At 40.1% G+C, this 21,913-nt stretch carries 21 protein-coding genes and 1 tRNA gene; 17 read left to right on the forward strand and 5 right to left on the reverse strand.

The window, feature by feature from the left end:
* The first annotated feature begins 11 nt into the window (after positions 1-11).
* On the forward strand, positions 12-1,130 hold the full coding sequence (rnd, locus tag VSA01S_RS04395; protein ID WP_039979246.1) for a ribonuclease D: 1,119 nt from the start codon (positions 12-14) through the stop codon (positions 1,128-1,130).
* A gap of 164 nt (positions 1,131-1,294) precedes the next feature.
* On the opposite strand, the gene minE is transcribed toward rnd, so the two are convergent.
* Genes minE through minC form a run of 3 tightly spaced genes read right to left on the reverse strand, consistent with a single transcriptional unit; the run spans position 1,295 to position 3,057 of the window.
* Positions 1,295-1,558, reverse strand: coding sequence for a cell division topological specificity factor MinE (gene minE, locus VSA01S_RS04400; RefSeq protein WP_021709666.1), 264 nt, complete (start codon positions 1,556-1,558; stop codon positions 1,295-1,297).
* A 6-nt stretch (positions 1,559-1,564) separates the two neighbouring features.
* Positions 1,565-2,377 carry a septum site-determining protein MinD gene (gene minD, locus VSA01S_RS04405; protein ID WP_021709667.1) on the reverse strand — a complete coding sequence of 271 codons (813 nt, stop codon included), beginning with the start codon at positions 2,375-2,377 and terminating at the stop codon, positions 1,565-1,567.
* A 17-nt stretch (positions 2,378-2,394) separates the two neighbouring features.
* On the reverse strand, positions 2,395-3,057 hold the full coding sequence (gene minC, locus VSA01S_RS04410) for a septum site-determining protein MinC (RefSeq protein WP_039979245.1): 663 nt from the start codon (positions 3,055-3,057) through the stop codon (positions 2,395-2,397).
* Positions 3,058-3,257: 200 nt separating this feature from the next.
* Between minC and VSA01S_RS04415 the strand changes: the two genes are divergently transcribed.
* A complete protein-coding gene (locus tag VSA01S_RS04415; RefSeq protein ID WP_039979244.1) occupies positions 3,258-3,539 on the forward strand; it encodes a YcgL domain-containing protein in 282 nt (93 codons plus the stop codon).
* Positions 3,540-3,640: 101 nt separating this feature from the next.
* Positions 3,641-4,561, forward strand: coding sequence for a lytic murein transglycosylase (locus VSA01S_RS04420; RefSeq protein ID WP_371860759.1), 921 nt, complete (start codon positions 3,641-3,643; stop codon positions 4,559-4,561).
* Between the two features lie 149 nt (positions 4,562-4,710).
* On the opposite strand, the gene folD is transcribed toward VSA01S_RS04420, so the two are convergent.
* Positions 4,711-5,571 (reverse strand): bifunctional methylenetetrahydrofolate dehydrogenase/methenyltetrahydrofolate cyclohydrolase FolD, encoded by an 861-nt coding sequence (gene folD, locus VSA01S_RS04425; RefSeq protein ID WP_039979242.1) that lies wholly within the window; start codon positions 5,569-5,571, stop codon positions 4,711-4,713.
* A 202-nt stretch (positions 5,572-5,773) separates the two neighbouring features.
* Here folD and VSA01S_RS04430 point away from each other — a divergent pair.
* From VSA01S_RS04430 to VSA01S_RS04480, 11 genes are all read left to right on the forward strand, one after another.
* Positions 5,774-5,850, forward strand: a tRNA-Arg gene (locus tag VSA01S_RS04430).
* A 1,151-nt stretch (positions 5,851-7,001) separates the two neighbouring features.
* Positions 7,002-7,523: a fimbrial protein gene (locus VSA01S_RS04435; RefSeq protein WP_039979241.1), complete on the forward strand. Its 522-nt coding sequence runs from the start codon at positions 7,002-7,004 to the stop codon at positions 7,521-7,523.
* Positions 7,524-7,604: 81 nt separating this feature from the next.
* Positions 7,605-8,201, forward strand: a complete 597-nt coding sequence (locus tag VSA01S_RS04440) for a fimbrial protein (RefSeq protein WP_039979240.1) — start codon at positions 7,605-7,607, stop codon at positions 8,199-8,201.
* A 53-nt stretch (positions 8,202-8,254) separates the two neighbouring features.
* A complete protein-coding gene (locus VSA01S_RS04445) occupies positions 8,255-10,750 on the forward strand; it encodes a fimbria/pilus outer membrane usher protein (protein WP_039979239.1) in 2,496 nt (831 codons plus the stop codon).
* Positions 10,751-10,780: 30 nt separating this feature from the next.
* The gene (locus VSA01S_RS04450) at positions 10,781-11,527 is read left to right on the forward strand and encodes a fimbrial biogenesis chaperone (protein WP_039979238.1); all 747 of its coding nucleotides are present in this window, start codon (positions 10,781-10,783) and stop codon (positions 11,525-11,527) included.
* A 17-nt stretch (positions 11,528-11,544) separates the two neighbouring features.
* Positions 11,545-12,069, forward strand: coding sequence for a pilus-assembly fibrillin subunit (locus VSA01S_RS04455; protein WP_050567260.1), 525 nt, complete (start codon positions 11,545-11,547; stop codon positions 12,067-12,069).
* Between the two features lie 15 nt (positions 12,070-12,084).
* On the forward strand, positions 12,085-12,663 hold the full coding sequence (locus VSA01S_RS04460; RefSeq protein WP_050567259.1) for a fimbrial protein: 579 nt from the start codon (positions 12,085-12,087) through the stop codon (positions 12,661-12,663).
* A 27-nt stretch (positions 12,664-12,690) separates the two neighbouring features.
* On the forward strand, positions 12,691-13,242 hold the full coding sequence (locus tag VSA01S_RS04465; protein WP_039979237.1) for a fimbrial protein: 552 nt from the start codon (positions 12,691-12,693) through the stop codon (positions 13,240-13,242).
* 40 nt (positions 13,243-13,282) lie between these two features.
* Positions 13,283-13,768, forward strand: a complete 486-nt coding sequence (locus tag VSA01S_RS04470) for an OmpA family protein (protein ID WP_050567258.1) — start codon at positions 13,283-13,285, stop codon at positions 13,766-13,768.
* Complete coding sequence (locus VSA01S_RS04475) at positions 13,758-14,765, forward strand: MrpH family fimbial adhesin (RefSeq protein ID WP_039979236.1); 1,008 nt, start codon at positions 13,758-13,760, stop codon at positions 14,763-14,765. Before VSA01S_RS04470 ends, VSA01S_RS04475 begins: the two co-directional genes overlap by 11 nt.
* A gap of 777 nt (positions 14,766-15,542) precedes the next feature.
* The gene (locus tag VSA01S_RS04480) at positions 15,543-16,892 is read left to right on the forward strand and encodes a condensation domain-containing protein (RefSeq protein WP_039979235.1); all 1,350 of its coding nucleotides are present in this window, start codon (positions 15,543-15,545) and stop codon (positions 16,890-16,892) included.
* A gap of 99 nt (positions 16,893-16,991) precedes the next feature.
* On the opposite strand, the gene VSA01S_RS04485 is transcribed toward VSA01S_RS04480, so the two are convergent.
* Positions 16,992-17,783: an SDR family NAD(P)-dependent oxidoreductase gene (locus VSA01S_RS04485; protein ID WP_039979234.1), complete on the reverse strand. Its 792-nt coding sequence runs from the start codon at positions 17,781-17,783 to the stop codon at positions 16,992-16,994.
* Between the two features lie 307 nt (positions 17,784-18,090).
* Here VSA01S_RS04485 and VSA01S_RS04490 point away from each other — a divergent pair, with 307 nt between their 5' ends.
* The 3 genes from VSA01S_RS04490 (at position 18,091) to VSA01S_RS04500 (ending at position 21,900) form a co-directional block, all read left to right on the forward strand.
* A complete protein-coding gene (locus VSA01S_RS04490; RefSeq protein WP_050567264.1) occupies positions 18,091-19,311 on the forward strand; it encodes an isochorismate synthase in 1,221 nt (406 codons plus the stop codon).
* An 11-nt stretch (positions 19,312-19,322) separates the two neighbouring features.
* Complete coding sequence (locus VSA01S_RS04495) at positions 19,323-20,921, forward strand: (2,3-dihydroxybenzoyl)adenylate synthase (protein ID WP_280524886.1); 1,599 nt, start codon at positions 19,323-19,325, stop codon at positions 20,919-20,921.
* Between the two features lie 67 nt (positions 20,922-20,988).
* Complete coding sequence (locus VSA01S_RS04500) at positions 20,989-21,900, forward strand: isochorismatase (protein ID WP_039979231.1); 912 nt, start codon at positions 20,989-20,991, stop codon at positions 21,898-21,900.
* The last annotated feature ends 13 nt before the right edge of the window (positions 21,901-21,913 follow it).

The following is a 21,913-nucleotide window of genomic DNA, read 5'->3' on the forward strand; positions in this document are numbered from 1 at the left end:
GCGAGAAACCTGTGAATTATCAAATAATTACAAAAAATACAGAGTTGGTTGAAGTTTGTGCTCTGGCCAGAAACGCCGATGTCGTCATGCTAGATACTGAGTTTGTCCGTGTTCGAACTTACTATCCGCAGTTAGGGCTGATCCAACTTTTTGATGGAGAGCATCTTTCGTTAATTGATCCAACCGAATTAACGGATATGACCGCCTTTATTGAATTACTCAAAGACAGTTCTGTGTTAAAGGTTCTGCATGCATGTGGGGAAGACCTCGAAGTATTTCAAAACGCTTTTGGTTGTACTCCTTTTCCTATGGTGGACACACAACTTATGGCAGCCTTTTTAGGGCATGGGCTGTCAACTGGTTTTGCCTCTTTAGTTGAACAATACCTTAATGTGGAACTGGATAAAAGTGAATCGCGAACAGATTGGATGGCACGTCCACTGTCTCAAAAGCAATTGGATTATGCAGCAGCAGATGTACATTACTTAATGCCACTCTATGAGATATTGTTAGAAAAGGTCATACAAGCAGGCTGGTGGGAAGCCTCGCAGCAAGAGAGTGAACTTTTGGTCTCTAAGCGCATTCAAGATATCGATGAAGATAATCTCTATCGTAATATCAAAGGAGCTTGGCAACTTAAGCCCGCTCAGTTAGCAAACCTCAAACCTTTGGCCACTTGGCGCTACCGAGAAGCGGTTAAACGTGACTTGGCATTGAATTTTATTTTTAAAGAAGCCGATCTACTGATGGTGGCCAAACTGGGCTTAACGAATTTCCATAAAATGGAAGCAGAAGGTATGGATATTCGTTCTGTACAACGCCATGGAGCAAAGATAGCCGCGATGGTCAAAAAGGCTAAGCAAACGCCGGTCGATGAATATCCAGAGCCTATCACACGCTTGATGGACTATCCGGGTTATAAACAGATCTTTAAAAACCTCAAAGACGTGGTCAAAGTGGTATCGCAACAGACGGGATTAGCAACAGAGTTTTTAGCTTCTAAAAAGCAAATTAACCAATTGATCAGTTGGGTCTGGAAAAAAAATTGTGATCCATTACTGCTGCCGGATTTGATGCAAGGCTGGCGTTGTTCTCTGGTCGGTGAAAAAATGCTCAAGGTACTAAAGTAATCCCAGTGATATCGCTTTGAATTAAGCATCCTAGGGTCGCTTGGATATAGTCATACATCATGGAGCGACATGAGTATAAAGGTTGGTGTTGCATACCAACCTCTACACTCCATATCTTACCCCAAGCGATAGCAAGATAAGCAAGTCTCGGCCAAGCCTAGTACTTAATTATCATCTTCTGGCAGTTTGACGTTGAGCTCAAGGACGGCAATATCATCGTCTTTTTGCTCAAACGTTAAATCCACCATATTAGCGTCGATGGCGACGTATTTACGAATAACCGTTAATATGTCCTCTTTTAATTGAGGCAGATATGACGGTGCTGGATCATCTTGGCTGCGACGTTCTGCCACAATAATTTGCAAACGCTCTTTGGCTAAATTAGCCGACGTTTTCTTTTGTGGACGGAAAAATTCTAATAGTGACATTTCTATCTAGCCTCCGAACAGTCGTTTAAAGAGACCTTTCTTCGCTTCGGTTAAAAAACGAAACTCAACTTCATTACCCAGTAGGCGTTCAACCGTATCTGAGTAAGCCATACCTGCATCAGTATTCTCATCAAAGATCACCGGGACCCCTTTATTTGAAGCATTCAGAACGGCTTGGCTTTCAGGGATCACGCCAAGCAGTGAAATATGCAGAATTTCTTCGACATCTTGGACGCTAAGCATTTCACCTTGAGTGACACGGGTAGGGTTGTAACGAGTCAGTAATAAGTGTTGCTTAACCGGCTCTAGGCCTTGTTCAGCACGAAGGGATTTAGAATCTAAAATGCCAAGGATACGGTCAGAGTCACGGACAGAAGATACTTCAGGGTTGGTAGTGACAATGGCTTCGTCTGCATAATACAGGGCCATTAATGCACCTTGCTCAATACCTGCTGGTGAATCACAGATGATAAAATCAAAGCCCATATCGTCAAGTTCAGAAAAGACACGCTGAACACCATCTTTGGTTAGTGCATCTTTATCACGAGTTTGAGAGGCAGGAAGAATAAACAGGTTTTCTGTCCTCTTGTCTTTGATCATTGCTTGGTTAAGTGTTGCTTCACCGTTGATGACGTTGACGAAATCATATACGACGCGGCGCTCACACCCCATAATAAGGTCGAGGTTACGCAAGCCGATATCAAAGTCGATCACGACGGTTTTTTTGCCTTTTAGTGCTAAACCTGAGGCGATTGCTGCGCTTGATGTGGTTTTACCTACGCCGCCTTTCCCAGAGGTAACTACAATTATGCGTGCCATTTTATTTCCTTTTTAAACTATATCGTGAGCGTTTGAAGATGTAATGATTCTTCAGCTTTACTGATCATTACCGTCTTTTGCCAATACTCACTCTGAATTTGATCACTCAGCCAGTAATCTCCAGCGATGGAAACCAGCTCAGCTTGTAAATCGTGACAAAATATTCTTGCTTCTTGTTGGCCACTTGCTCCGGCAATCGCTCGTCCACGCAATGTGCCATAGATATGAATTGAACCATCAGCGATCACTTCAGCTCCTGCACTCACATGAGCCAGTAAAACCAAGTCACAATCTTTCGCATAAACCTGTTGTCCAGAGCGGACCGGTGTATGGACGACTTTGGTAGGATTCATTTTGGCGGGTGCTGGTGCGGGTGATTTGCTGGCCGACATAATTGCGAATCCAGCCTCAGAGGCGAGGTTTTGGGTTCGCTTGTCTTTACAACCAGTTACGCCAACAGGAATAAAGCCTGCATCAGCAATGCCTTGCTTTAAGGTCGAAAAGTCAATATCGCCTTCTACCTTGGATATATTGATGGCAAGTGGTGCTGAAGCAAAAAAAGAAGGGGCTTGCGCAACTTTTTCTTTTAAAAAATTGACCGTTTTAACGATCTCGTTGTCAGAAAGGTGTAAAACTGACAGAGTAAAACTGCTACCTTTAAGATCTGGTGAATGGGTCATCGTGTGCATCTTTCCTTTATTGAAAGAGGATTGCCATAAACTATAGGTGTCATGTTATATTCCATCCTTTGATGCAGCAAGGTTTCAAGACGTTAAATGATAAAATTAATTTTAATTTAGCGCCTTATTTCTTGTCTGAGTTTTAATACTTTTAATCCTATCCGTGTTAAGACGGGTAATTCAGCATAAAAAGGGTCATCATGCTTTGTTCTATCTATAAGAGTACCAGAAAAGAGGGCACATACCTCTACATTCCAAAGAAAGATGACTTTTCTCAAGTCCCTGATGTACTTATGCAGATGTTTGGTAAACCTCTACCAGTAATGACGATCAAGCTAAATGGCCGAACACTCGCACAGGTGGATGTTGAGAAAGTAAAGACATCACTGATTAATGATGGCTTCTTTCTGCAAGTTCCGCCACCCCCTGAAAACTTATTAGAAAAATATAAAGAACAAAAATCTCAGCAAAAAGGTGAGTAAAGACAGCTCTTTTGCTCTGAGAACTTATTTCGCCCATCAAGGAGAGTGATGTGAAAAAACGATTTGCAACTTTACTCAGTATCAGCATTTGTAGTAGTGCTTTGGCAAGTTCCGAGGGATTTGACGAATACCTAAACAAACTGCGTGCAGAAGCTCGAGATAAAGGCATTTCTGAACAAGTAATTACTTCCGCATTTGCTGACGTCAATTATAAGCCTAGAGCGGTAAAAGCCGACCGAAATCAGCCAGAAAAAAAGCTGACTTTAGACGAATACATTCCGCGAGCGGTGCCTGAGTGGAAAGTTAAGCAAGCAAAGCAGTTATATAAACAGCATTATACCGACTTGAAGCGCATTGGTGACAAGTATGGTGTTCAGCCACGTTTTATTGTCGCATTGTGGGGCGTTGAAAGTAATTTTGGCAAGTTTACCGGTAACTTCAATGTGATTGACGCACTCTCAACGATGGCTTTCGAAGGGCGTCGTGAAGCCTTCTTTCGCAAAGAAACGCTGGCGGCTTTGCAAATTTTGGATCAAGGCCATATTGCATTAAAAGACTTTAAAGGATCTTGGGCTGGTGCGATGGGCCAGTGCCAATTTATGCCTAGCTCTTTTTTGAGTTTTGCCGCTGATGGTAACGATGATGGTAAGAAAGACATTTGGAATTCTAAAGCCGATGTTTTTGCTTCGACAGCGAATTATCTGAGTCAGTTTGGTTGGGACGATAATTATACTTGGGGCCGTCAAGTGAAAGTGCCACATGGTATTGATCATAAACTTGAGGGTAGGGAAGCCGACAAAGGCAAGTATTTGCAAGAGTGGAGTAAGCTTGGTATTACCAAATACGATGGTACGCCACTACCAAAACTTGATAAAGATGTTAAAGCTTGGTTGATTATGCCAGACGATGAAAGTGGCCGAACTTATCTTGTCTACAATAACTACAATGTGCTAATGAAGTGGAATCGTTCTTACTATTTTGCTTTAGCAGTCAGCCATTTAGCAGACCGTATTAGTTTTTAAATCCGTCACCTCATAAAACTCAGAACTCTTGCCCAAGTAACTTCAAGCTGAACATAGCATCTTGAAGTTACTTGGTTGTAATCATAGTCCCGACAATATGAAATGTGTTATAGGGTGTTTACACCTCATGCCCTAAATCACATAGGTCATCACTTATCAGTATGAAATTGTTCGCAAGCCAGCATAGTATTTTCAATTAAGCTTGCTACAGTCATCGGGCCAACGCCACCTGGTACAGGTGTAATAAAGCTCGCGTTCTCTCTCGCTTTATCGAACTCAACATCCCCAGCAAGTTTACCAGAGGCTAAGCGATTAATACCTACATCAACCACAACGGCTCCTTTCTTTATCCACTCTCCGGGAATAAAATTCGGTTTGCCTACTGCCACGACAACCAAATCAGCTTGACGGACGTGAAACTCCAAGTCTTTGGTAAACCGATGACAAGTTGTCGTGGTGCAACCAGCGAGCAGGAGTTCTAAAGTCATTGGGCGGCCCACGATATTAGAAGCTCCAACAACAACTGCATGCTTGCCGCGTAATTCGATGTTGTAACGCTCCAGCAGCGTGATGATGCCTTTCGGAGTACAAGAACGCAGTTTAGGAATCCGTTGAGCCAATCGGCCGACATTGTATGGGTGGAAGCCGTCAACATCTTTTTCTGGGTGTATTCGCTCTAACACCTGAGTGGCATCAATACCCGCAGGAAGGGGTAATTGTACCAAGATGCCGTCGATTTCTTCATCATCATTAAGCTGATCGATCAAAGCTAATAATTCATTTTCTGAAGTAGAAGCAGGAAGGTCAAAAGATTTAGAGACAAAGCCTACTTCTTCACAAGCACGACGCTTACTGCCCACATAAACTTGGGAAGCGGGATCGTCTCCAACGAGAACAACAGCAAGGCCAGGAGCACGAAGGCCAGATTCCAAACGAGCTTTTACTCGAGCAGCAACTTCGGATCGAACGGTTTGAGAAATAAGTGTTCCATCGATATTTTGAGCTGTCATGACTTTCCTTTTGAGATTGATAAGGCAAATTGTTTACGGATATTGTCGCAGAAAATAGTATTAACATCCACACGCAAACGTTTGCATTGTTGGCTTTTTGAGCTCTAAACGTTAAGTTGATTTTTTTTTAAGCATTTGAATCAAAATGTTATAAAAACACATTGATTTAAGCATTTTAACTCGTATAATTCTTTCCTGTAGCGCGCCCTTAGCTCAGCTGGATAGAGCACGTCCCTTCTAAGGATGTGGTCGTAGGTTCGAATCCTACAGGGCGTGCCATTTATTCTAAGAACCCCGATAGCTCAATGAGCTGCCGGGGTTTTTTCATTTAAGACTTGTACTAAATATCCTCATTCACCAATGTATATCCACAAACGTTTTCTCTTTCACTTCACCACGAGTTAGCAGAGATCATCTTCTTGAGAAAGGCTTAGTTCATGGAAGATCATCAGAACAATTAATCTATACCACAGGTGTGAATTAATTATTTTGAGGTCACTAAGGTATTAATGATTTGTTGAAAAAATTTAAAGTGTTTATGAAGCTGACATTTGAATTAAGAATGGCTATGAAGATTTTTTCAACGATGAATTATCTTTAAAGATTGACGAGCCGCGAGGTTTTTGTAACAAACCTTGATTTAATGACAAAATTTTTTTGCTAATGCTAATGCTAATGCTAATGCTAATGCTAATGCTAATGCTAATACAAATACCAGTAAAACAAATTTCAGGAATATATGCGGAGATGCATTAGTTGATGGTATTCAATATGGGCGGGAACTGTATTTATTACTGCAGGTGAAATCAAAAACCTATTATCTCGACCTACCAAAAATCAAACTGGCCTTTATTCAACATCCGTATCCACTCAAAATAAAGTCTAGTAGTTCGTGAGATTTTTGTAACATGCCCAGTCATACCGTATTTAGTAGCAATATTTTAAAATCTAAATATATATTCATTTGCGTATTTCGGAGCACTCCAAACAGCCATTTCGTATTATCCAAACTCTTATTTCAGTTGAATTCGAACGTTCATAAAAGCTCAATTCACTTGAACTCGTTATTTAGCGGGTGATTATATGTTTTATTTTTCATTAAGTAACTGATCTTGTTGGTTTATATATGTGATGGTTTTTTTTTACTTTCTTTAGTTCTCTATTTTTTTTAATTTTATCGCAAAACAATTTTGCCTCCTTTAAAGCATGACTGGGAAGATAAAAGGATTAATGATGAAAATAATTTAATGGTTAATGGATATCTACACAACGTAATCAATTATTACTAACTGATTCAGTTGTGTAGATAACTCTTTTATGCGTGTGCTTGTTTTATCAAATATGTATATAACCTTGATGAATTAGGGTCGGTTCAAATATATGGATTATTTTTTGGTTAATTAACTATCATAAAAAGTAAGGTTCAAAAAATGAAAAAAACTCTTATCGCTCTAGCTGCAGTAGCTTATTTTGGTATGTCTTCTTCTGTTATGGCAGCAGCTGGTGAAGGTGTTGTTAAATTTCACGGTACTGTTGTTGAGGCTCCATGTGGTATTGCTCCTGAGTCTGCAGACCAAACAATCGATTTTGGTCAACTAAGCAGAGCTCATCTAGAAAATGATGGCATCTCTATGAAAAAAAACGTTGATATCAAGCTTGTTAACTGTGTTATTGATAATAAGACAAATAATATGGTTTCTGTAACTTTCAATGGTGCTGTTGTTGATAATACTGCAGACAAAGAGCTAGGTACTGCAGGCAATACTGGTACTGCTATCGTAATGTCAGGACCAAACGGTCCTGTTTTATTTGGTACTAAAAATAAATCTCAGAAGTTCGGCGCGAACTCGAACACTCTTCGTTATTCTGCATGGGTTAAGAAGGCAACTGGTGCAACAGTCACAGAAGGTTCTTTCAGTGCAGTTTCTAACTTCACTATGGAATACCAATAATCGGTTTTTCTGATTGAATTGCTAAGCATGAGCGAAGTGATATTGCTCATGCTCTTTTTATTGAGTGTTGTAGGAGATAGTATGTTTAAGTCTTGCTTTCTTGCTTATTTAATTTTGCCTTCCAGTTTTGCTGTTGCATCTCAGTTAACTCCTCAGGTTCCTCCTCCTGGTGTATCTGTACCTGATTTTTGGGGGGAGAGTGATGTCTGGTGGCATGGAAGAGCTAATTTTAAAGGAGAAGTGCTTTCTCCCACCTGTACTATTGCTATGGAAAGCGCCTACCAAGTTATTGATTTAGGTATTCTTCCTGTTCGCGAATTGCAGAATGTGTCATTTGGGCCTGAAAAAGTATTTCATATTAAGTTACGAAATTGTGAATTATCCAACAAGTCACTACGTGGTGATACCTATTCTAACCGTCAATTACGGTTATCTTTTGATGGGTTAAAAGGCGAAACACCGAACCAATTTGCTATGGTAGGTTTGGCTCAAGGTATTGATCTACAAATCATCGATGCTAAAGGGGAGGTTGCTCAAGTCAATGAAACATTGCGACCTGTCCCACTTTACGGCAATGAGCAGAATTTACAATATTCACTACGCGTTGCAAAAAACAGTCAGCCTTTGAAAGCTGGTAATTACTATGCGGCAATAAAATTCAAAGTTAACTATTTATAATAATCTTATCACTAACTCTCTGATTTTACTTAGGGTAATAGTAGTAGTGTCATATGGAAAAAAAAATACTCGCATTAAGACAGTTCAGTTCATTAGTTTTATTGGCATTGTCAACCCCAGCTAATGCTGTTGAGTTTAATTTAGATGTTATTGACACCGCAGACAAAGATAACATTGATTTTTCGCGTTTTTCTCAGGCCGGTTATATCATGCCCGGTAATTATCAGATGCAGGTTGTGGTAAATGATCGAGCTATTAGCCCTAAAAACTTTGATGTGTCTTTTCTGGAAGCTCAAGATTCTGTTTTGCCTAAAGCATGCGTTACGCCTGACATGATTAGTCTGATGGGGTTAAAAGAAGAGTCTTTAGAAAAAGTGATGTATTGGTCTGATGGTCAATGTGCTGATTTTTCTAAAGTTGAAGGCGTTGTTATTCGCCCTGATATTGCTGCCAGTTCGCTATTCCTTTCTATTCCTCAGATTTGGTTTGAATATACAGATGCTTCTTGGCTACCTCCGTCTCAGTGGGAAAATGGTATTCCTGGATTGTTAGTTGATTATAATATTAATGCTTCCATTAATAAGCCTAATGATGATGTAACATCACAATCGGTCAGTTATAACGGCACTCTAGGCGCAAATGCTGACGCATGGCGTTTACGAGCAGACTATCAGGGCAGCATTAACAAATCATCAACGTCTGACTCCGATTTCGATTGGAGTCGCTTCTATGCCTATAGAGCGATCTCTTCGCTGCAATCTAATTTTATGGTTGGTGAGAATTACATCAACTCAGATGTATTTAGTTCTTGGCGCTATACCGGACTCAGTTTAGAAAGCGATGAGCGAATGCTAACGCCAAACCTTCGTGGTTATGCCCCTCAAATCACGGGAGTTGCCGATACGAATGCTAGCGTTGTGATTTCTCAACAAGGGCGCATTATTTATGAAACGACGGTGCCGGCTGGCCCCTTTTCTATTCAAGATTTAGACAGCTATGTTCGCGGTCGTCTGGATGTGGAAATTATTGAACAAAACGGTGAAAAGAAACATTTTCAAGTCGATACTGCATATGTACCATACCTGACCCGTCCAGGACAAGTTAAATATAAAGTCGTTTCTGGTCGATCTCGAGCTGACAATCATCGGATGGAAGGACCTTGGTTTCTTGCTAGCGAAGCATCTTGGGGTGTTAGTAATCGTTGGTCTCTATATGGCGGTGCCATTATAGCAGGAGATTACAATGCGTTATCTCTTGGACTCGGTCGAGATTTGAGTCAGTACGGTACAATTTCTGCGGATTTAACACAATCTTTTGCTGACTTACCGGATGAAAGTTCAAAGGAAGGCAAGTCATTTCGTGTTAGTTACTCCAAGAGATTTGACCAAGCCGATACGGATATTACTTTTGCAGGTTATCGCTTTTCTGAGCGTGATTTTATGACTATGCAACAATATTTAGATGCACGTTATCGTGATGACTCGGCAGGTCGAGAGAAAGAAATGTATACCATTTCTATGAATAAAAACTTTCAAGAATGGAATACTTCTGTAGGTTTGCAATATAACTATCAGACATATTGGGATCAGCGATCATCAAATTCATATACGTTCTCAGTAAATAACTATTTTGATGTTTTTGATGTTAAAAACGTATCATTAGGGTTAACGGCATCTCGAGCGCAATATTCCCGAAATGACGCCGACATTCACAGTAATGATTCCTACAACGACTCTATTTTCCTTCGCTTGTCTGTTCCTCTAGATTCGGGGAGATTAAGCTATAGTGGAAATATGAGCGCAGGTCGCTATTCACAGTCGGTTGCATATGGCGAGTCTATAAATGGTGGACTCAGTAGTTACAACATTAATTCAGGTATGAATAGTGGTGGCGACTTAGGAACCCAAGGAACGTTGAGTGCCTATGTGAGTCACAGTACGCCTTATGCTGATGTGTCTGCAAACATTGCTACTCAACATGATAATTATACCTCATTGGGTTTCTCAGCTTCTGGAGGTGCAACATTGACACTAAATGGCGGTGCATTCCATGCTGGTGGACTCAATGGTAGCACTCGACTATTGGTTGATACTGATGGCGTTGCTAATGTGCCTATTGATGGTGGTCGTGTTTCAACCAACCATTGGGGGATTGGTGTTGTTACAGATATAAGTAGCTATTATCGTAACACGGTTTCTGTTGATTTAAATAAATTACCTGATGACATTGAAGCAACTCAATCTGTCGTTGAGTCTGTATTAATAGAGGGTGCCATTGGTTACCGTAAGTTTGATGTTCTTAAAGGGCACAAGCTATTTGCAACGTTTACTTTACCTAACAAACGCTATCCTCCTTTTGGCGCATCGGTTACCAATGATAAAGGGCGTGAACTTGGTCTTATTGGAGAGCAAGGCTTAGTTTGGTTAGGGGGGGTAAATCCCGGTGATGTCATAAATGTCAATTGGGCGAATAAACCACAATGCTCGGTGACGATCCCGAAAGATCTAAACTCAAACAAAATTCTTACGTTAGGTTGTCAGTCTTTCTGACCACCATTATTCATTTATTAGAGATATATTATGTATTTATTGAAACGCAATATAATAACGAAAACAGTGTTGGCAGTATTTTGTCTTGGTTTAGTAACGCCATCAATGGCCGCGATTTCTCTTGACCGTACAAGAGCGATTTTTAATGGTGATGATAAGTCAATGACATTAAATATCGCTAATGACAATAAGTTATTACCATATTTAGCACAAGCATGGCTTGAAAATAGAGAGATGGAGAAAATAACAACAGGCCCATTGATTGTGACTCCTCCTGTTCAGCGAGTTGAACCTGGCAAGAAAAGTTTGGTTCGCATAGCTTCAGCGCTTGGTATAGATGCGTTACCACAGGATAAAGAATCTCTGTTTTATTTTAATTTGCGCGAAGTTCCACCTAAGGGGGAAAAGGCTAACGTATTGCAAATAGCATTACAAACAAAGATTAAACTCTTTTATCGTCCAGCCTCTATTGAAACTAAGCCAAATGCTATTTGGCAAGATCAATTAGTGCTAAATGAAACTCCTACTGGATATCAGGTTGAAAACCCTACGCCGTACTATATTACAGTAACGGGAATTGCGGGGAGTAAATCTGTTTTGGATAAAGGTGAATTTGAACCATTCATGATCGCTCCGAAATCCCAATTAAATGTGAAGTCAAAGCATTATTCAGCACCATTGATCAGCTATATCAATGATTATGGTGGTCGTCCAGTGATGATATATCAATGTGAAAATACCCGCTGTACGATAGATAAAAGTAAAGAAATTCATTAATTGGGAAGGATGTTGGGATGAAAAGAATGGTTGTGATGTCTCTAGTGAGTATTCTCATAGGATTGACCTACGGCTCTGCAAGTTTTGCAAATAGCACTCTTGCTCATCCAGAATACGTCGTGATAGATGAAACTCGTCATCAACGAATCAATGATATGAATGGTCGAACTGGTTTGTTGGAGGTAAGTGGTGCTTTAGTAACTTCTCCTTGTACGTTATTGACTAATGAGATATCTCTGCCGTCATCTTCTGTCCGATTTTTTGGCCTAGGGGATAGGCGCTATCCTCTTGAATTAAAATTGGTTGGTTGTGGTGATGGGGCTGAGTTTTTATCTCCAATTGCTGCAACAATAGATTCGAAAATGATCACAAACTCTCAACTTTTTGCTGTAACAGGAAAGGAAACAGGTGTTGGCCCTGTACAAGCACGGTTAGTTGGGGGTGATAACCATATAACGTACTACTTGAGTGGTTATCAACAAAATAAAAATCTAACATCACCCGATGATATGACGATGGCTTTAAAACTGACTTATCAATAAGCAGGAGTATATGAGATGCACATAAAAACTAAACGAACATTGATAAGTTCTTTTCTGTTTGGTGGTTGGTTGCTTTCACTACCAACGTTTGCTGTTGATGTTTCGTGGCATGGAGAAGTGGTCGAAGCTGCGTGTATATTAGCCCCAGAAAGTGCCAACCAAGAAATCGAGTTTTTAGAACGTCCAGCAAAGGATTTTAATTTTGAGCCGGGATACAGCCCTAGAGAGAAATTTACTATCAAGTTAATTGAGTGTGATAACTCTGCATTTAATACCGTGAAAATAAGATTTCATGGGCAACGAGAAAATAATATGACGGGAAGGTCAGATTATTTTCTGGCTGTTAGAGGCACTAATGCCGGTCGCCTTGGGATTGGTATTATCGATGTTGATGGTACTCCTTTAAAGTTGGGTGAAACGCCATCACTGGGTGATCCCCATAATAGTGGTATAGGAACAACCATTGGATCAAATAAAACACTGAACTTGAATTTTTCGGCTTATGTTCAATCGACGCCAAACGCGATGATGAATAAAACTGTGGTACCTGGTTCTTATTCGTCATCAGCAACCTTCGAAATTTTCTACGAATAAGTCGATATTAAAGATAAGGGTTAAATAATGAATAAAAATTTTGTATTTAGTTTGGCTTTATTAGGATCCTTGGTTTCTCCGTCTATTTTTGCTGTTGATATTCAAATTAATATATCTGGGAAGATAAATATACCGCCTTGTCGAATTAACACTAATAGTACCATCGATATTCCATTTGGTAAAATAGCTAATTTTAAGATAGATGGCAGAAACTATGCACAACAAAAAACAGTTTCTGTTCAGTGTGATTATTACGAAAGTACCCCTTATATTCAGGTGCTTGGTGTTAAATTAGCTGGAGCTCCGGTTGATAATGTGCTGCGCGCAAATGCAGGAGCAAATAATGATAAGTTAGGTATAGCTCTTTATCAAGGGGATAGCGTAAATGATAGCTATCCTTTAAAAATTGGTACAGGGGAACAAGGAAAGTTTGGTTATCGATTAACTCGAGGTTTATCTGGAAGAGGTCCAAATCATAAGTTTACTTTTACATCAGTACCTTATGCTTTAGGAAATAATCGAGATTTAGTTAGTAATGCATTTACGGCATCAGCAACGATGAGAATTTATTATTTATAATACTAATCAAATTAATCAATGAATTAACTAAAGGATTACTATGAAAGTTAGGTGGCTATTATTAGGCTTACTCTTATCAAATAGCGCAATAAGTGAAACTCCAGATAAAGTGGTATCAAAAAAATTGATACATAACAGTATTGTTGCATCGATATCATTTGATTTTGATAGCGTAAAATTAAGTAAAAACGACATAAATGCATTAAAGCATGTAGCTTATTTGATTAAGAAAGAACCTAATATAAAGATTATATTAACGGGACATACCGATAGTATTGGTGATGAAAAATATAATCAGGAGTTAGGATTAGAAAGAGCACATTCAGCGGTAGCGTTCTTAGAAAAGGAATTTGGAGTAAGTCGAGAAAAAATGGTGGTGAGAAGTCGAGGAGAAATGGACCCTATTGCATCAAATAAAACGGAGCAGGGTCGAGAATTGAATCGAAGAGTGGATGTGTATCTTCCAGAGTTTAGAGAAGGTTTATATCTGGATATAATAACTTGGAGTACTAATTATGCGAATTAAATTATTGTTATTTTTATTATCAATTTCAACCGATATTAATGCTGGTTGGCAAAATTTTCTCTTTGTAAGCCCATATAAAGGAAATTGGATTAGTACACCTGTTACTATAAATGACAAATCAGGAGAGGCTCGTATGTCAGTAACCTTTCCCAAGACTTCTAGAATGGATGTTTTAGATACAAGGTGCTCAGATAATAGTATTGATGATGTATATGGAACAAGTACTTTTTGGATACAGTACCCATCTTCATGGCAAACAGATAAAAGTTCAGGTTTAAAGTATTTAATAAATAGTAACTGGACTACTTCGTATGGAGTACGGGATGTTCCAAATTGGTCAACAAGAATATCTCGAAAAACTTTTTATTTTGAATTAAATAAGGTTTGCTGGAACCAGAGCGATCATGTAGGTGTCATTATTCCGGCGAGCTTAAGTTCTACAAGTATATTCACAGTTAAAATCAAAAGTGAGGCAGCTAGACCCGGTGTATATAATTTACAATTTCCATTTAGATGGATGTACGAAGAGTCAAAACAAAGTGGTAACGGACCATCGTATTTTAATGAATGGGCAGCAGAAACACTTGCTAGGGATGCTCTCACTTGGTATGGTTCATTTTGGGTCACTGTTACATCGCAATGTAAACTGTCTTCTTATAACACTATAAATTTAGAACATGGAGAGATGACTGCAGCAGAGGCGAAACGCAACAAAACTCGTCCTCATTCTATAAACATTAGTTGTAAAGAAACTGTACCGGTCAAATTGAAACTAACTGGAAATATCCCTGTTTCAGGAAAAACAGCAAACTTCACTCAATGTGGTATAGGTGGTAGTTGTGAATTATTATTTGATAATGATAAATCCGAAAAGAATATTACCATATCAAAATCAAGTTCTACAAATGTCTCAATCACATCTACCTATCATCCAACAGATATAATAAAAGAGGGCTCTTTTTCTGGAAGTGGAACTCTGACGTTTTTAGTTATGTAATTAATTACTCTATATAAAATTTCCCCATTGCTTTTGTTAGTTCTTCATGCAATGTTTGCACCTTATATTGGTCATAAGTATGATTTAGCATCTTTTTCTCATGATTAAGTCATATGAATATTCCAGAAGTATTTTGATAAACCTATGTACATAAAAACCTGTTGAGTTTCAGTTTTTTATGTGATTTGTGTTTTTTGTGAGGGTATGAGAGGGAAAAATAGGCTTTATTTCATATAAAGTAAGAAATTTTGACCGTGTATATGGTGAATATTCTTTGCTTCATGATTCACCTCAGCACTCAAGATCTCTTTATTTTTTCCATTGTGACGCTGTTACGCGTGAAGGCGTGACGTAATTTAGGTTACTGTGCTTAGGGTTGTACCAGCGTTCGTTGCAGAAGTTGTGATGCGAACTGAGCACATTTACGTTCATACGCCTCATAACCCACGATTTTTCGGCTGTAGATATCCTCAATGACGTACAGATAATAGTGCTGGTCTAGAGCCTTTGAAGGCAAGTAAGTGATATCCCATATATAGACTTGGCTTGAGCATGTTGCTGTATATCTTCATATTTCACTTTAAATATCTGTGACTATAGTTACAAATAACTATTAATTATTCTGACAAACCATGATCACAGTTCCAAAAACTGAAATATAAAATAAATATAAATGGTGGTAGGTTTAATAAAATAGATTGGCGCCAATTCAAGAACCGAGCGTCATAGATCTTAAAATTAACGATTAACCCTATTTTCTGATGTTGAATAATATTTATGACTTTATCCATTGCTCGTAAGCTAAGTATGGCTGAATCTTCATTTTTTAATAATGGTTGTAATAACATTAATGTAATTGCAGTTAACTTATCTAATAAACTTGATATAAATGTTCTTCAGCAGGCGGCAAATGAAGTTATGTCGATACATCCTGCATTGAGAAGAACCATTATTAATAAACAAGGAACGGTAGAGTTTTTAAGCGCTTCTCAATCTTTAATCGTTGAAGAGTACCAGGCCTCATCTTGGGAGCAAATCGTTAAAGACAGCCTTCAAGCTCCCTTTCTAGAAGAGGGCGATTATTTCTGGAAGCTCACTCAAGTGGTTGATAATCAAAGGCCCGAGTCCAGTACCTTGTTGCTATTCCTACATTTGAGTATCAGTGACAGCGTCGGTGGGATGATTTTAGTTAATGATCTTATTAAGAATTATCATTTATTGTGCTCAGGGGAAAGCGTTGTTCAAAAGCAAAGAGAAGTATTACCAGATTTATTGACTTTACAAAATAATCAACGTACTTATCAAGATAGTCTTACGCACCAAAATAGTTCATCGAACCAAAATAGCTTTACTCATCAATTACTTAATACTCAGTTGGATTATCATAATAGCCAGAGTGGTTCAGATTTAAAAGACAGTACAGAAAATAACGAATATTATAATGATTTCTGTTATTTATTAGGTAAAGAATCAAACTTAGAAAAGTTAAAGGAAATATGTTCTGTAAGACGAATCGATATAGACTTGATATTATTTCTGACGGCAAATTGGGCGATAGCAAAATTTGAATGGCAGCAACAGGCATCGCTGCAAGAGACGATAAGAATTAATATGAGTATGGATATTAATGAGCGTAATAATCTCCTTTCACCTCTTGGCTATAACGATATTCAGTCTTTAACGAGTACATTGCCTTGGAAAAGTCATATCCAATTATCAGATACATTTTGGGATAGCATTGAAACTTTAAATAAACTGCTGCAGTCTCGGCTTCCATATACCCATGACTTTGAGCAGTTGCAGGAACATTTACTGCGAAACAATCAACCGGGTTGGTTAACCGATGCACATTTCTCTTCTTTAGTGGGCTTTCCGCTCCAGAAACACTATGAGCAGGGGACAATAGAACACATTCACCTGATACGCTCACATTGGGCTCCACTTTATGGGCGGTATGCCTTTTTAGCCAATTCTGTAAATGGACTTTCTTATACGATCGTTGCTCAGAAACATGATGCCGATAATGCAAAAACGATGATCAAATACTGGAGAGACCTGGTTGAAGAGTGGGTAATCAGTGAGGAAGAGTTTGCGTTAGAAGATTTTGTAAGGACGCGCGTTAGTTGAGTATTGCTCGATTAAACGTCCTTAGCCCACAGATTTTGATAACGATTCTTCATGTTGAACGACTATACCCTGCAGCGCTGCCTAAACTTGCCTTACCGCTTAAAAGGTAGCGCCACCGTCGACTCTTAGATCGTGCATCGTAATATGGCTTGCTTTGTCACTCAGTAAGAACTCGATAGCGTCGGTAATTTCCTCAGGTTCAGCAATTTTATTTAATGGAATACCAAGACGTCGACAATTTAAGTCACCTTGGATGACGTCTCGCTCGGCATGTTCCTTATTCCAAAGCTGAGTCTGCATCGGAGTTCGAGTGCTTCCCGGGCTAACAATATTACATCGAATACCATACTGAGCCACCTCTTGTGCCAAACATTTTACCCACATGTGGATGCCCGCTTTAGAGGCGCAATAAGCCGACATATTCACTCTTGGTGTATCTGCTGCATTTGAGCCAATAACGACCACCGATCCCTTTAAATTATGATCAACCAGCATCTTAACCAACTGCTGAGTAAGTAATAGGGTACCTTTGAGGTTAACGTTGATAATGTTATCTAATGCTTCTGGTTTCAACTCCAACGCTGAGGAAATAGAGAGTGTTCCTGCACACATTACGATATGTGTTGGTAAAAGCTTGTCTTGTAGTAAATATTGACATGCCGATTGAATCGAGTGCCAATCAGATAAATCAAAAGGTAGGAGAGTGGTACGATCCTGCTGTACTTTGGAAAGGCTTACGTACAGTTCTTCCAATGTGGAACGGTCAAGATCACAGGCAATAACTCTTGCTCCTTGTGCTAATAAGCGCTTTGTACAAGACAATCCGATTCCTTGTCCTGCTCCAGTCACAAGACAGAGTTTATCTGCGAAAATAGACAGATGTTCTTGCATAAATTGGCCTCTCAATGACTTACGATCGTAGGTTTCTTACTTATTTTAATGATAATGATTTTTATTCCCCCTTTCTTTTTGAATAAGATAAATTTGTGAAGTTGGTGGTAAATAACATCAATCTATAAATTTTCCACATCACAAATACAAATGATAATAGTTATTAATAATACTTGTGTAAGTGCAACTCTATGTGTAATCTCTGCATTTCAAATGAGATTGAGTCTCATTTGTGAGTGGATAATTTAAACTTACAAATACAGTTTGAGAGACAACTATGCTTCGTAACTTAATTGGGAGCCGCGATATGTTCACGGAGTGCCTTGGTGATCATACGAGTGGTACGCTGTTCTTTTTTAGTTCACCGACAGTGGCATTATTAGCTCAAGGCATTTCTGCAGAGTTTTCCCAACCCGTCAAATTTTCTCAATTAGATGAAAAAATTAAACAATTGCTTAGCTCAGCGAAAACAGCGGACAATGATAATCCTATAGCGGTTGGTGTGATTCCATTTTCCGAGCAACAACCTGTTCATTTTATTGTTCCTGAGCGTCTTGTGACTAGTGCGCCAATTCGGCCAAATACCATTACCGATAAAGATAAGGCGCAGCAAAAAGATAAAAGGGCCAATACTGATGGCAGTGGTTCTTGTGTCTTAACTTCTCAACATTCTATTCCAAGCAATGAGGATTATCTGCGCAGTGTTGAAGCTGCTGAGCGTTTCTGCCGTGACAAAAATGATGCTCTGGAGAAAGTGGTGCTTTCAAGGACGGTTTTAGTTGAAACACAGCAAGACATTGATCGCGCTCATTTACTCAAAGAACTTCTTAAACAAAACCCCAGTGGGTACACTTTTTCAACCTCACTCGGACAACTTTCTCCCGAAAAACATCTGATGGGATCGAGCCCAGAATTGTTGGTATCGCTGAAAGGGTCACACGTTTGCTCAAATCCTTTGGCGGGATCACGTCGTCGTTGTGACAATGAATCGATCAACCAGCAACAAGCAGAGTTAATGATGGAAAGCAGTAAAGATCTCCATGAACATGCAGTAGTGGTCGATATGGTCGAAAAAGCTTTGCAGCCATGGTGTGATCAACTTTATGTACCAATGGTCCCATCAGTAGTCGAAACTTGCGCCATGTTGCATTTATCTACTCGTATTGAAGGTGTTGCATCGTCTTCTGAAGTGAGTGCATTACAACTGGCATGTGCACTGCATCCCACGCCAGCAGTGTGCGGTTATCCGACCAATAAAGCCTATGAGTTTATTCGTGAAGCTGAACCTTTTGAACGTGGCTATTTTACCGGTCTTGTCGGCTGGGTCGATGCGCGCGGTAACGGAGAGTGGGTGGTCGTGATTCGTTGTGCTGAAGTGGACAAACAAAGCCTAAAAGCCTATGCAGGTGCCGGTATTGTAACGAGTTCTGATCCTCAAAGTGAGTTGGAAGAGACTGCCAATAAAATGCGGACTATCTTCAATGCGGTAGGAATTGATTTGGAAACGGCCTGTGAGGTAGTGACATGAGTTCATCGGATATGTCATTGGATTGGACACCCTGGCCAGAAACATTCGCTACTAGATATTGTGAAGAAGGGTATTGGACCTCTCAAACGTTACCTGAAATGCTAGAACTGACCGCCAAGAAACACCCGCACAAGGTGGCGATTATTGATCAACATGGGCAATGGACTTATCAAATCTTCAAGCAGCAGGTTGATCAACTGGCAACTGGATTTCAGCAACGGCTTCAGTTGCAAGCAGGCGATAAAGCCGTTATTCATCTTACAAATACAGCCGCCTTTTATTTCAGCTTTTTTGCCTTACTTAAAATTGGTGTGCAGCCAGTATTAGCCTTGCCGGCACATCGCTATGCAGAGATTCAGTACTTTTGTCATTTTTCTAAAGCCAAAGTGCTGATTACTGAGCAACAAGCAGGGGTAGATATGGTGGCGATCACGCAAAGAGTGGCATCACACACACCCAGTCTAGAGAACGTCGTTTGGGCAGGAGGTGGTCAAACGCCAGCAGAAGCAACGACGCTGCACAGTTTGTTGTTACCTGATATCGAATTAGATGCCCAAAGACCCCCTGACTTTGCATTTTTTCAATTATCGGGTGGAACGACAGGAACGCCTAAACTTATCCCTCGTACCCATGCGGATTATCTTTACAGTGTCCGTGCGAGTAATCAAATTTGTCAGTTTAGTAGCGAAACGCGCTACTTATGTGTCCTACCAGCGGCGCATAATTTTCCTTTAAGCTCCCCTGGGGCTCTAGGGTGTTTTATGGCGGGTGGAACCGTGGTGATGTGCCCTGACCCAAGTCCGGCAACCGCTTTTCATTTAATTGAAAAGTATCGTATTAACGTGGCAGCACTGGTCCCTCCATTGGCAGCATTATGGCTTGAAGAGGCTGCTCAAACTCAATGTGATCTTTCATCTTTGGCTGTGCTGCAGGTTGGAGGCGCGAGATTTAGCCCTGCTGTCGCCAAGCGAGTTCAACCGGAACTAGGTTGTGTGTTGCAGCAGGTCTTTGGTATGGCTGAAGGCCTAGTGAATTACACGCGTTTAGACGATCCTGAATCAATCATCACTCAGACACAAGGGCGGCCAATGTCTGCTGCGGATGAAGTGTTAGTGTTAGATGAGCTTGGGCACGCTGTCCCGGTTGGGAGCGCTGGAAGGCTGTTTACACGGGGGCCGTATACGATTCGTGGTTATTATCAAGCGTATGAGCATAATCAGGAAGTATTTGATGGAGAGGGTTTTTACTGCACAGGAGATATCGTCATACAAGATCAAGACGGTAACTTGCAAGTGGTGGGACGTGATAAGGCTCAGATCAATCGAGGCGGAGAGAAAGTGGCGTCTGAGGAAATAGAGCATCATTTAATCGAACATCCCGCAGTTCATGATGCTGCTGTATTTGCTATCGCGGATGACTTTTTAGGTGAACGAAGTTGTGCTGCTTTAGTTTCTCGACACTCGTCATTAAAACCCATCGAGATTAAACGCTTTTTGAGAGAGAAAGGCGTGGCCGATTTCAAGATCCCCGATCGTATTGTTTTTGTCGATTCCTTACCAAAAACGCCTGTTGGTAAAGTGAATAAAAGTAAGCTTCTAGAGGTTATTTAACCAAGAGCGACTCTCCCCATTGTGACATACATGGTCTGTTATTTTTTAAAGCACTCAAGGAAAGATTATGGCTATTCCAACTATTCTTAATTACACGTTACCTAAATCCAGCCCTGAGAATCGTACTAATTGGTATGTGGAACCCAACCGAGCAGTGCTGCTTATTCACGATATGCAGCAATATTTTCTCGATTATTTCGATGCAGAGAGCGATTTGGTACAAAAACTGATTGCAAACATTCAAACCATCAAACAAGCGTGCGTTGAAGCAGGTATTCCCGTTGTTTATACCGCACAACCGGGCGATCAATGCCCAAAAGAGCGGGCTTTATTGACCGATTTTTGGGGCCCGGGTTTAAAAGCGGAGCATCAAGTTACACGCATTGTTGAGTCACTTGAGCCGACGCAAGATGACTTGCTCTTGACTAAGTGGCGTTATAGCGCCTTTCAACGCACATCATTACAAGCGTTTATGCAAGAAGAAAAAAGAGACCAACTTATTATTGTTGGTGTGTATGCACATATTGGTTGCCTTCAAACGGCATCTGAAGCATTTATGAATGATATTCAAGCGTTTATGATAACTAATGCCGTTGCGGACTTTTCATTAGATGAACATGAAATGGCGCTCAATTATGTCGCTGGTCGATGCGGTCATGTGCTCGATAAAGACCAATTTTTGCATCAAGTGACGCAGACAACGAATAGCGACCTTTCTGATCAACAGCAGTATGTCGCTCCTCGGTCGATATCACAGCTCCAACAACAACTCGCAGCGTTATTGGATGTATCAGTAGAGGAACTGACTCCCCATGATCATTTAACCGATTTTGGCTTGGATTCTATTCGTGTCATGACCTTGCTAAGTCATTGGCAAAAAGAGGGCTTAGACATCCATTTTATGGAGCTAGCGACCCAACCGAATCTGACGGGGTGGTGGCAAGTGATTCAAACTAAGCAAGCGCTACACTCGGCATGATGGGAGAGGTGTT

This window comes from Vibrio sagamiensis NBRC 104589 (assembly GCF_007990935.1).
In the GTDB taxonomy this organism is placed as follows: domain Bacteria; phylum Pseudomonadota; class Gammaproteobacteria; order Enterobacterales; family Vibrionaceae; genus Vibrio; species Vibrio sagamiensis.